Annotated in this window: 11 protein-coding genes; 3 read left to right on the forward strand and 8 right to left on the reverse strand. The window is 38.4% G+C overall.

Features of this window, described 5'->3' with window-relative positions; all coding sequences use genetic code 11:
* Positions 1–17: 17 nt before the first annotated feature.
* From NSQ76_RS02230 to NSQ76_RS02250, 5 genes are all read right to left on the reverse strand, one after another.
* Complete coding sequence (locus NSQ76_RS02230; RefSeq protein ID WP_024427281.1) at positions 18–551, reverse strand: stage II sporulation protein M; 534 nt, start codon at positions 549–551, stop codon at positions 18–20.
* Positions 508–1,197, reverse strand: a complete 690-nt coding sequence (locus NSQ76_RS02235) for an ABC transporter ATP-binding protein (protein WP_041116637.1) — start codon at positions 1,195–1,197, stop codon at positions 508–510. The genes NSQ76_RS02230 and NSQ76_RS02235 overlap by 44 nt, the downstream gene beginning before the upstream one ends.
* Positions 1,198–1,205: 8 nt before the next feature.
* Entirely contained in the window at positions 1,206–2,630 is a 1,425-nt protein-coding gene (locus tag NSQ76_RS02240) for a hypothetical protein (RefSeq protein ID WP_087975287.1), read from the reverse strand.
* Between the two features lie 64 nt (positions 2,631–2,694).
* The gene (locus tag NSQ76_RS02245; RefSeq protein WP_024427284.1) at positions 2,695–2,994 is read right to left on the reverse strand and encodes a hypothetical protein; all 300 of its coding nucleotides are present in this window, start codon (positions 2,992–2,994) and stop codon (positions 2,695–2,697) included.
* Positions 2,995–3,340: 346 nt separating this feature from the next.
* A complete protein-coding gene (locus tag NSQ76_RS02250; RefSeq protein ID WP_034622968.1) occupies positions 3,341–4,255 on the reverse strand; it encodes a DMT family transporter in 915 nt (304 codons plus the stop codon).
* A 130-nt stretch (positions 4,256–4,385) separates the two neighbouring features.
* On the opposite strand from NSQ76_RS02250, the gene NSQ76_RS02255 reads away from it, so the two are divergent.
* Complete coding sequence (locus tag NSQ76_RS02255; RefSeq protein WP_341052137.1) at positions 4,386–5,723, forward strand: aminotransferase-like domain-containing protein; 1,338 nt, start codon at positions 4,386–4,388, stop codon at positions 5,721–5,723.
* Here NSQ76_RS02255 and NSQ76_RS02260 read toward each other — a convergent pair.
* The 3 genes from NSQ76_RS02260 to NSQ76_RS02270 form a co-directional block, all read right to left on the reverse strand.
* Positions 5,720–6,412 (reverse strand): 4'-phosphopantetheinyl transferase family protein, encoded by a 693-nt coding sequence (locus NSQ76_RS02260; RefSeq protein WP_024427287.1) that lies wholly within the window; start codon positions 6,410–6,412, stop codon positions 5,720–5,722. The two genes, NSQ76_RS02255 and NSQ76_RS02260, sit on opposite strands and share 4 nt — an antisense overlap.
* 92 nt (positions 6,413–6,504) lie before the next feature.
* On the reverse strand, positions 6,505–7,095 hold the full coding sequence (locus tag NSQ76_RS02265; protein ID WP_024427288.1) for a hypothetical protein: 591 nt from the start codon (positions 7,093–7,095) through the stop codon (positions 6,505–6,507).
* Positions 7,096–7,177: 82 nt separating this feature from the next.
* Positions 7,178–7,822 carry a YczE/YyaS/YitT family protein gene (locus tag NSQ76_RS02270; RefSeq protein ID WP_024427289.1) on the reverse strand — a complete coding sequence of 215 codons (645 nt, stop codon included), beginning with the start codon at positions 7,820–7,822 and terminating at the stop codon, positions 7,178–7,180.
* A gap of 545 nt (positions 7,823–8,367) precedes the next feature.
* Here NSQ76_RS02270 and NSQ76_RS02275 point away from each other — a divergent pair.
* A complete protein-coding gene (locus NSQ76_RS02275; protein ID WP_341052144.1) occupies positions 8,368–11,970 on the forward strand; it encodes an isopeptide-forming domain-containing fimbrial protein in 3,603 nt (1,200 codons plus the stop codon).
* A gap of 6 nt (positions 11,971–11,976) precedes the next feature.
* A complete protein-coding gene (locus tag NSQ76_RS02280) occupies positions 11,977–12,537 on the forward strand; it encodes a class D sortase (protein WP_034622960.1) in 561 nt (186 codons plus the stop codon).
* Positions 12,538–12,578 lie beyond the last annotated feature (41 nt).

Below are 12,578 nucleotides of genomic sequence, written 5' to 3' on the forward strand. Positions count from 1 at the left end.
AGCACCCTTTAACAATATCAAATTTTTATAAAATAAAATTCAACCATCGAAGCAATAAATAATAAGAAAACACCGGTTATAAGCTGACTAGCATAGATTTTCCCTTTTGTTTTAAATGAAATTTTGTTTTTAGATATGATATATCCTATAATCTGTCTTGATATATCAAAAGAGACAAAATAAAAAAGGAACAAACCGACAATCTCCATCGGAGCGTGGAAAATAATATAGTATAATGCTATATCAAATCCATATATATAGGTATACGATATAAAAAATGCACCTAAGAAAAAACCATTTAGAAAAATAATCATGCTAGATAACAAACCTAAACTAACTATTCCAGATATTAATATTAGGAGTGACACAAAAAGATTATTAAAAAAAATGTCTAGATAGCTATGAATCTCAATGTTGTTTTTAAAATCTATACTATCTATAAATGTTGAAGCAAAAATACTTAAACTAAAACCTCCTAAAAATAATATGATAAAAACTGAAAAATTTTTAAGATAATTTTTCAAAAAATTTCTTTTCGAGCTGATCCTCATGAAAAGTCACTCCTGAAGATTTTTTTTCTGAGTGAATAATACTACCATTATCAATAAAAAGGATTTCATCACATAAGTCTGCTGCAAATTGAATGATATGTGTGGAGAGCAAAATGATTTTGTTGGCATCTCTGAAATTTCTTAAATGTTTTTTCATGTCAGCCATGTTAGTAGGATCAAGACCTGTAAATGGCTCATCTAATAAAATAATGTTTGGATGATGTAATATTGTTAATATAAAAGACATTCTTTGTCTCATACCTCTTGAAAGAGCAGAGGAACGGCGGTGAGTTTGTTCTTCTAATCCATATTTGCTCAATAAATCCTTGATTTGTTCATTTTCTAAAGGTTGTTCTACAAGCATAGATTGATATTTTACAAGTTCAAAACAGGTTAAGTTTTCAAATAGAGTTGGATCGTCTTCCATATATCCGACAGAAGAAAAATTTTGCTTACTATGATTTATTAATATTTGACCTTCATCAGGATTTATCAATCCAGCTACCATTTCTAAAATAGTCGTTTTTCCAGCACCATTTTTACCTAATAGTCCGATAATTCTACCCTCTTGGAAATGCATCTCAGGGATCATAACTTTAAAGTTAGACTCTTTGTACTCTTTAATTAGACCTTGAATTGATAACATACAATCCCTCACTCAAATAATGTTTTAAATGATTTGTAGTTTTTGTTGATTGTTCTATCCCAAAATTTAATCATTAAAAATAAAATGATGAATGAACAAGCAGCCATAACAGAATTTGTTAAAATGAAATATACTGTGCTGTATGAGGAAATCACTGATAAAGCTAGAATAAATCCATAACAAATATTTAAAGTCAATTTACTAAGAGAACTTGGAACTTGATAAACAAATTCCCAATTAAAATAAGGAAATACAACAGTAGAACCGACAGTACAAATACCGACGAGAATGCAAGTGTTTATTAAAGTAATCATCACGTAAAAAGGCTGATCTAGTTTTAATACAAAGCTTGAAAAAATGATATATAAAATACAAAAAAACAAGTGTAATATAATAGATAAAATTATCTTATTTTTAATTTTATTTTTCACTAAGTTAGGTAGATTCTGTTTTAAAGGAAGAATGGGTCCATCAATATCAAAAGAGACATATGGTTGTATTGCATTCGATATAATAATCATTGGAAAAATTACACTAAAAATAAACAAAAAATCATTTTCTATATTCAATGTTTCAAGCTGATTTGTATTAACACCATAAAGAATTAGACCAAATAACCCCCCAGATAAGGTTAATATGAATAATAATACTGACCATTGAATAGGGGGATTTCTCATGAGAAGCGTAATTTCATAAAACAAAATATGATTAAACTCTCTAGATGTTCTTTTTCGTTTTTCTTTTAATTCTTTTTGGGAATTAAAAATTGGTACATTACGAACATTTTTCTTCCAATTCATCAATAACAATAAACTAATGAATGTGAAGGTTAAAATAAAATATATTGAATAACTAGATAAAGAATTTGTTAATAAATTGAATCTAAATACAGTGAATACCCATAGAGCAATGAGGCCTGTAGTTATATAACCAATGCTCGATGAAATTGAGAAAAACTTTGGATTAGAAAGTAGCAACAAGACGTGTAATCTAAGTAAGTAACCTAAAATAAAAGAAGTGGCGGCGAGAGCTGCTATTGTAAAAGCTCCCTCATACCCATTTATAATTAAGTTTGCTAAGTAGGACCCTAATATGAAGAATAATACACCCACAATAGTGCTGAAAAACTTACTCATATCTTTGCCGAAAATGTATTGATCAAGATGAACTTTTAAAATAGCCATCTGTTTTTTATCAGAGGAGAAAAGTATTCTCATCAAACTCTTATCAATATTAACTGTAAACATAAATATAAACAGCGATAAATAAATTATTGATAAATCCTTAACGAAAAAAGGAGTTAATATACCTAGTAATAGTGGTGTTATTATGTATAAAAAAGCAAAAAATACAAAAATGAGAGCATTTTTTCGATGATGTCTTCTTAAATCATTGATTAACAAGATTTTTGTATATGTTAAATATTTATGCATTTACAACACTTCCATTTTAAAGGTGTATAGAGAAGGCTGTTACACCTTCTCTATTAAATCTTTTTTAGAAAGAAATAGCGTATTTCACTCCGTATTTTCTAGCATAACTAATGACCAGAGAAGCAATAGCACCAAGTCCAAAAGTACCTAAGACAGCAGCAACAGCACCCACTGTACCTGCAGCATTTAGAATTGCACTAACAGAAGTTATAGCCCAGCCAGGTATTTGAGGATAGTTTGCTACTAGATTTGCAAAAGGTGTAACTGGTTCAAGAGTCAATAAAATCATAGTTGTCAAAGTTAGAGTGAAAATAAGACTCAAGCCTACAATTGCAAAAAATCTATTTTTTAAACTCAATTCCATAATTAACACCCCCTCCCTTGCTTATATGCCCGTATTATACAAAAAAAGGATATTTAATAAACGGGTTTTTTATACTGTATTTTATTTCTCTGTAACGAAAGATTTAGTAGTAGTTTGATGGAATATGAGAAAAGGTAGTAAAATTACTCGAGAATTAATAGCCCATAAATCTATTTTTTATATTGATAATGACATTACTTCAGTAACTAGCTATGAAATACAAGGTGAAATCACTTATTTTATTAAATATGATATTTAATTTGGACGAAAAAAGAAGCTTATACAAGACTATCAACAATTAATAGGACATAAGAAAAGCGGCTCTCTATAAAGATGCCGCTTTTTCTTATGAATGCTGTTTCTTCACCACATTCCCGCCAATCACCCCGCCAATGACCAGCACCCCTCCGAGGAGATGATACCAATCAATCGTTTCGTGTAAAATGAGAACCCCGGCGGCGACCGTGATAAACGCGGATAAATTGTTAAAGATGCTGACCTTTGCCGCTTCAAGCTGCGAGAGTGCATAGTTTGATAAATACGCCGTGAGAAGCGATGAAAGAATACCTAAAAAGAGCATCGACCATACAAAGGATGCTTCTGTAAATGGACTGAAAAACTGAGGCAATGACCCATTGATCGAATGCCGAATAAGCGCAGCGGCATTAAAAAAGACAAAGCCAAAGAAGGTCATCACAAAGGTGAGTTCGATCACATGGAATCGTTTTGTAATCACTCTGGCAAACACACTATATGCACTGGATGACAGGGCTGAAAGTAAAATCAGTACATAGCCGATGAAATGAGAATGCTTAACATCAATTCCCTTCATGACAAAGAGAAGCATCACCCCGCACACAGAAAGAAAGGTAAACAGCACTTGTATCCATGTCGCACGTTCCTTTAAAAACCAGGCTGCCAGCAGCATCGTCAAAATGGGAATCGTCGCTTGAATGATGCCAGCCTCTGAAGAAGATGTATACATCAATCCCCACACTTGAAAAGCAAAGAACAAAACAGGGTAAAGCAAGGAAAACGGTACGATATAAATGAGATCACGCCATTGAATGGATATGCGATACTTTTTTCGTAGAAACGGATACAGCAATAAAGCGGCTGCAAAAGAAACAGTAAAGCGGTGTGCCAATAAATCGATTGGATTTGCTGATTCTAATGCTATTTTGACAAACAAAAAGGAAAAACCAATGATAGAGGCGTATGCGACCGCGGCAGCATACGCTTTTTGTTTTGACATATTCATAACGTGACTCCTTACATGAGCATGCATGCTTCAAATGAATTGACCGGTTCTGTTCTTCTATCGTAATCGGATCATCTAACGTGTACAATAAGAGAACATGATATCTGTACCGGTACAAGGAGGAAAAGGCGTGAGGAAATATGATCAGCTTGTCTCGAGTTTAAAAGAAAAAATGGATTCAGGTGAGTACAGCGCTGGAATGAAAATTCCCTCCATTCGCCACTTAGCGGCTCAATATGCAGTGAGTAAAAGCACTGTCATCAAAGCGCTGGAGACATTGGAGCGTGAACATCTGCTGTATTCTGTAGAAAGGTGCGGCTATTATGTCGTGAAAACGAAGCAATCAGCAGGTAAGCAGGACGGCACATGGATTGATTTTGCTTCATCTGCTCCTGATCCCGTTGTGTTTCCATATGTCGATTTCCAGCACTGCATCAACCAAGCGATCGATTTATATCAAAATGACTTATTTATTTACGGCACAGCCAACGGCTTACCATCCCTGCTGCCAGTCATTTCAAAGCGATTAATGGATTATCAAGTGTTTGCTCATCCAGAACAGATCGTCATGACCTCTGGTATTCAGCTCGCGTTATCCATTTTAAGCACCATCCCTTTTCCGAATGGAAAACAAACCATACTAGTCGAACAGCCGGGGTATCACTTATATCTCCAATATTTAGAGAAAAACCAATTGCCTGTGCGCGGAATTCAACGGACGGAAAAAGGGATCGATCTGATCGAATTAGAACGTATCTTTCGAGAAGAGGAGATTCGTTTTTTCTATACGATGCCAAGATTTCAAAACCCGCTTGGAACGAGTTTATCAAAGCAAGAAAAAAGAGCGATTGCAGCCCTTGCTGAGAAATATGATGTCTACATTGTTGAGGATGATTATCTAGCAGATTTAGAATTCGACACAAAAAGAGACCCGATCTATTCATACGATCAGGCAGGAAAGGTTATTTATTTGAAAAGCTTTTCTAAAATCATTTTTCCGGGACTGCGAACAGGAGCTGTCGTCTTACCTGAAGAACTGATTACACCTTTTAGCGAACACAAACGGCTGATTGATATCGACAGCTCCATGCTGTCCCAGGCAGCCTTAGAAATCTATTTAAAAAGCGGGATGTTTGAGCGGCATAGAGACAGGATGCGGGCGAGCTATCGAAACCGCTCCAAGCAGCTCGTGGCAAGTTTAAAAAATGATCAAAGCGCTTATCAGCTGGGAGAATGGGAACCAGCTACCCATACACATGTACGTGTCGACCGGTCGATTCCCATGAACCAGCTCATTCAGCAGCTGAAAAAGGCATCTGTTTCCATTCAGCCAATTGACCGCCATTACCTACAGGCCTATCAAAAGGACCCCATTCTTCAGCTGAACATCTGGCAGGTGAAAGAAGAGCAGATCACACGTGGAGTCGATCTATTAAAGACGGTATTTCAGCAAAGCACGCGTTATTAAAGACGGGACAGCACATCACTGCAAGTGATTTTCTCTACGCTTTCAGCCGCAGCAGACTTTCGTGTGCATACCGCCATTTGGTAGGCAGGGTCAAGTGAATAAGTTTGAACAAAGCAAGGTGTTTCATGATCAGGTAATGTCAACGCAGCCTGTCCATCCTCTGACAGACGGGCTGTAAAGGACGAAAGCCCATAGGATAAGCCTTTTCCAGTGAGCTTGATAAAGGCCTCCTTCATTGACCATAGATGAAAGAAATACGCTTCCTGCCGTTCTGCCGGCTGTGAGAGTAAATCCTGATACTCATCCGCTGAAAAAAATCGTTTGGCAATCGCCAGATCAATAGGTTTGATTTCCTCAATATCAATGCCAACAGGTGCATCATCTACTGCGCAAACGACCCAATCGCCAGAATGAGAAAGATTAAAATGAAAAGAAGGAAGCTGCCGGACAACAGGCTTGCCATTGCCCTCAGTTTCAAAAACGATCCGATCCATAGGCAGATCGTACATATCATGGATCGTTTGACGAACCAGCACCTCACCTAACAAGGTTCTTCTTGCATCGATCAAAAAACGAAAGCGTTCAGCCGCAGCACGCTTTTCAGATGACACAAAGGGTTTCAGCCGCTCTATTTGTTGTTGTGCATCAATTTCATCTAAGTGTTGTAATTTGATAGCAAATATCTTCATAACGAACCTCTAATTTTTTACATTGATTGTACCATTGAAGAGTGCCGCTTAAAAGGGTCCATTAACGTAAAGAGGCAGCGAGCCTCGCTGTTTTACGTCTGTTTCACGATGTGAACACCATTCGGATCAGTTGTATCAACTCCATCATCATCTGTCATAATCACGTTAAGCAGGGAAAGCTGTTCACCTTTTTGCCAGTGAATGGGCTGATGCAAAGGTGATAGCAGCTGATCCACTTTAGGTGTCTGTGACAAATCAGGAACAGCAATTGTCATAGCGTGCAGCGCATCGGTTCCCGTTTCAATGACATCTGTACGCCGCTGTAACTCAAGCCTTAAACGAAGAGGTGTCGAAAGAAACGTTCTCCGTTCCCCAGCTTGGATTGGCCAGTTTAGTTCTTTAGCTTGTGCAAGCAGCTGAGCATATTCTTCGTCTGAGACAAGAAAGCCGATGTGATCAAAAAGGACTTTTTTGCTATAGCCAAAAGTGATATTGATCTGACCTTTTCTCATTTCGATGATCCGAAAGGTGGGCTGCTCTTCTCTAAAATCTTCCCAAGTGAGCGGGGGATGAAAGGAGCCACTTTTTGTGAAACGACCTTTTACCTCAAAGCCTAGCGAACGATATGCTTGCTCTGTCTCTTCAACAAATGGTGTCCAGTAATGATAGTGGAAAAGCTGCATAGGTCTCATCTCCTGTGTGTGAATATTCTGTTTATTTATTTTAGCACAAGAAAAGCCATTCTAATTATAGAATGGCTTGTTCTCATCTAGTCAGGGTTTGAACAGGTTTCTCGGCTGTTTTTGTAATGAGCAGCTCCAGAAGCCGTGTTGATTGAGGCAAGGAGAAACGAAGGACAAGACCTGTGAAGATCGCAGTCAAAATCGTTCCAATGCCAATCGGTCCACCGAGCATCCATGCAAACAAAAGCACTGTTAACTCAATGCCATTTCGAACCCACTGTACGTTCAGTCCCGTTTTCGCTGAGATGAGCAGCATTAATGAGTCCCGTGGCCCAGCGCCAAGATTAGCTGAAACATAAATGCCAACGCCATATCCAGAAACAACAACACCTGTAATAAATACATATAAGGCCGGTAAATATCCGTGCGGCGCAGGTAATATCGCATTAAAGAAATCAATAAACACGCCAATCAGCACCATATTCAGTAAAGCGCCGATCTTTGGAAATGATTTCGTAAAAATAGAAGTCAGTGTCACAATAAGTGCACCAATAATAATGGACCATTGTCCAATTGTGAGTCCAAAATGCTGAAACAGTCCGTAGTGGAAAGCGTCCCAAGGACCAATCCCAAGGATCTTCCCTTTCACTGTCAGCGATAGTCCAAAAGCTAGTACGATCAATCCAACAAAATAAAAAAACCAACGTAAAAGATGTTCCCGCTTCAAAAGCATTCCCTTCTTTCTTAAACACTCGATTTCCATCGTAACATACTCTCACACCCCTTTAAATGGCTTAGCCTAATTGTAATCGCTTACTTCAAAAATAATTTTTTCGAATTGTAAAGGTCAAAACGGCAAAACAAGCAGTATGACTTTCGGATTGTTTTTTTTGACAAACCAAGCCATTAATTTCCTATCTTTAAGAAAAAAAGAAAATAATTCAATATATTTTGCCAAAAAAATAATCTACACCCAATTAAAGAATATTTATCTTTAAATAGAAAGGATTGTATGTAATTCATATCATAAGACCTGTTTATAAAGATAGATATATGAGGGGATTTAAGATGAAAAAAGGCTATTTTTTTGGAAAAAACATAGACAGATCAAATGACGAGAGGTGTATAGTTCTAAAAGTCTATTTTTGTCGAAAATAGTCATTTAGTCATGTTGAGGCATTTCAAATGTTACTGATATTCTTTACCAAAGTGTGGGAGGTGAACTGGTACATACCTTTATGATATGAAGCAGGGAAAAGAGGAGGTCAAAGAATGAATATATTGAAAAGAACGAGTCAATTATTTCTTATATTGGTGCTGATCGTTGGAAATTTATTAACGGTCTCACCAGCTGTTACGAAAGCCGCTGGGACGGTGGTTGTCAATAACACGGATTCATATATTATTGGGAGTAGACCGCTAGTTCTTCAGCAGCTTGATGGAAATAATCCAACAAACGTAAAAGCTAGTGTACAGGTGAAGGGAATCGATATAGGTGCAGTGAATGGTGTTGCTGTAAGTGATCGAGAAAATGTTGTGTATGCAACTGCAAATACCGCTAACCCTAGTCTATATAAAATAAATGCGACCTCAGGGCAAGCAGAGAGTGTAGCCCAATTACCAGAAGGTGCTTCTAATGCCGTTGTGTATCAAGATAAATATATATATTCTTACGCTTCTAATGGTGAGTATTTCCTTGGAACATACGATTTAGTTACGAAGAAAAAAACGGCCAAAAAAATCGTAGGCTATGACATTGGGTCTGGCGTTGGCGGAGATCTTGTCGTTGATAAGGACGGCTATCTTTGGTTCGCATCAAATGGCAGTGGGGCCATCGCGCAAATGAACCCTGATACAGCAGAAGTTATTCGTGTCATTCCAATTAAAAGTGCGGATGGCAAAACGATTGACGGAGGCGTTCGGGGGATTAGCTTCTTGCCAAATGGACAAATGCTATTACAGTCAGGATTAAATGATTCCATTGGGCATTCCACCCTTTTTACACTTGATGCGAAAACATTAAGTACAACATATTTGGGCACTGTAGGTGATTCATTATCTTACGACTTAGCATCACGAGTAAAGCCAGAATTTGATCCATATCCTCCAGAGCTTGAATCAGAAAAATCAGTTGTCTTACAGAAAAAAGCAGAGGGTAACACAGATGAGAAGCATCCAGAAGTAGGCGACACGTTACTTTATACAATTAAAACAAAAAATACTGTGCAATATGGTATTGTCAAAAATCTGATCATATCAGATAGCCTGCCAAGCAGCTTAACGTATGTTTCAGGGTCCCTTAAGGTGGATGGAACAAGCGTAACAGATGCAAAAGATCAAGACAAAGGTGATTATACAAACGGCACTGTTTCAGGTCAAATAGGTGACGTGAAAGATACCGATTGGCACACAGTGACATTTGAAGCGACGGTAGGCAAAGGTCAGGCAGGCAAAGATATTCAAAATACCGCGAATGTCAAAGGGGAAAACACACCACCGGACAAACCAACAACAAACATAGAAATTTACCCGCGTGACCCAAAGCTTGAATCAGAAAAATCAGCCGTCTTACAGAAAAAAGCCGAAGGTAACACAGATGAGAAGCATCCAGAAGTAGGCGACACATTACTGTATACCATTCAAGCCCGTAATGCTGTTGAAGACAGCGTCATTGAAGATCTTGTGATTTCTGACAAGTTACCTCAAGGGTTATCATATGTACCAAATTCTCTACAGATAGATGGAAATCCAGTCACAGATACAAAAGATGATGACAACGGTGATATGACAGACGGAACTGTCACTGGAACGTTCGGTGAAGTGAAAGATGCAAAATGGCATACAGTGACGTTCGAAGTGACGATTAACAAAGGGCAGGCAGGCAAAGACATTCAAAATACAGCCAATGTCACAAGCGGCAACACACCGCCAGATGAACCGACAACGAATGTAGAAATTTATCCGCGTGACCCGAAGCTGACCTCTGAAAAATCAGCCGTCTTGCAGAAAAAAGCAGAAGGTAACACAGATGAGAAGCATCCAGAGGTTGGTGACACTCTTCTTTATACAATTAAAACAAAGAATACGAAAGAAGACAGTCTCGTTGAAAACTTAGTGATCTCAGATGAACTTCCGGAAGGATTGGCGTATGTACCGAATTCACTACAGGTGGATGGAGATACAGTCACAGACGCAAAGGATGACGATAACGGAGACTTTACAAACGGAACCGTTTCAGGACAATTTGGCGACATTAAGGATACAGATTGGCATACGGTGACGTTTGAAGTGACGGTTGAAAAAGGACAATCTGGTAAAGACATTCAAAATACAGCCAATGTCACAGGCGGCAACACACCGCCGGATAAGCCGACAACAAAAACAGAAATCTATCCGCGAGATCCAAAGCTTGAATCAGAAAAATCAGCGGTCTTGCAGAAAAAAGCAGAAGGTAACAAAGATGAGAAACACCCAGAAGTAGGCGATACCCTTCTTTATACGATTAAAACAAAGAATACGAAAGAAGACAGCCTTGTTGAAAATCTAGTAATCTCAGATCAATTACCAAAAGGACTGAAGTATGTCACGGGATCTCTTCAGGTTGATGGAGAATCTGTCACGGATGTAAAAGACGATGATAGCGGAGACTACACAGATGGAAAGGTTACAGGTTCTTTTGGTGATGTGAAGGATACGGACTGGCACACCGTGACGTTTGAAGTAACAGTTGAAAAGGGACAGGCTGGTCAAGACATTCAAAACACAGCCAGCGTCACAGGCGAAAACACACCGCCAGAAGAGCCAACGACAGAAACAAAAATTTACCCTCGTGACCCAAAACTAACATCAGAAAAATCAGCGGACATTCAAAAGAAGGCAGAGGGCAACACAGATAAAAAGACACCACAGGTAGGCGATACCCTTCTGTATACAATCAAAACAAAGAATCTTGAAGAAGACAGCATCGTCAACAATCTCGTGATTTCCGATGAATTGCCAGAAGGTCTTCAATATGTCGAAGGGTCATTAAAAGTAGATGGACAAGCTGTTACAGATGCAAAAGATGACGACAACGGAGACTACACAAAAGGCACAGTAACCGGTCAAATTGGCGATATCAAAGATACAGACTGGCATACAGTGACCTTTGAAGCGAAAGTCGCTAAAGGCCAATCAGGTAAAAGCATTCAAAACACAGCGAAAGTAACAGGCGAAAACACACCGCCAGATGAACCAACGACCGAAACAAAAATTGGACCAAGAGATCCAAAGCTTGAATCAGAAAAAACATCTGAAATCTCTCAAAAAGCAGAAGGCAATACAGATGAAAAACAAGTACAGGCAGGCGACACTCTTCTTTACACCATCAAAACAAAAAATAGTGTAGAAGACAGTGTCATCAAAGATCTAGTCATCACAGATAAGCTGCCGGAAGGTCTTCAATATGTCGAAGGTTCATTAAAAGTAGATGGACAAACCGTCACAGATGCAAAAGATGACGACAACGGAGATTACACAAAAGGCAAAGTAACTGGTCAATTTGGCGATATCAAAGATAACGATTGGCATACCGTAACGTTTGAGGCGAAGGCTGTCAAAGGATCTGAAGGTAAAACCATTCAAAATATTGGAGTCGTGAAGGGTGAGAATGTAGATGAACCAGACAAACCTGAAAACTCAACGACAGTAGAACCACCGAATGTGCCAGAAGTGCCAGCAAATCCAGATCAACCTTCTGATCCACAACAGGATACACCTGGACATCATCTTCCGAATACTGCAACTGCGATGTACAACCTTTTACTAGCAGGATTTGCACTCGTATTAATAGGTGCAGCCCTGATCTTTTGGAATAGAAGAAAAAGAAACGGATAACCAGTCATGTTTCAAAAATTCATCTCAGCGATAATGATCATAGCAGGGCTTTGTCTTGCGATTGTAGGATATTTGAATATCGTTGATGGACAAAAAGAAGTAGATCAGTCATTTCAGTCTGCACAAGCAGCCATTCAGCAAAAGGGGCAAACAGATTCCCCTTTTGCGCCGCAGACTGGTGAAGCGATTGGGCTTTTGCACATCCCAAAACTAAAAGCTGAGTTACCGATTGTAGAAGGAACAGAAGCAGATGATTTAGCAAAAGGCGTTGGTCACTTTCATGACAGTTATTTTCCAAACGAGCACGGACAAATCGTTCTATCAGGGCATCGTGATACGGTGTTTAGACGAACAGGAGAACTTGTGAAAGGAGATCAATTGATTGTCGAGCTTTCATATGGACGTTTTGTCTATGAAATCGAGAAAACAAAGATAGTGAAGAAAGATGATCAAACAATTATTACTTTACAACAGGAAAAGGAAGAACTTGTCCTCACCACATGTTACCCTTTTTCCTATATTGGTCCTGCACCAAACAGATATATCATATATGGGAAGCGTATTTAGTCACTGGAACAGCCTGCAGATTAACCGATTTGATCGCTTAA

It is taken from the genome of Bacillus sp. FSL M8-0256 (genome assembly GCF_038005765.1).
In the GTDB taxonomy this organism is placed as follows: Bacteria; Bacillota; Bacilli; order Bacillales; family Bacillaceae; genus Bacillus; species Bacillus safensis.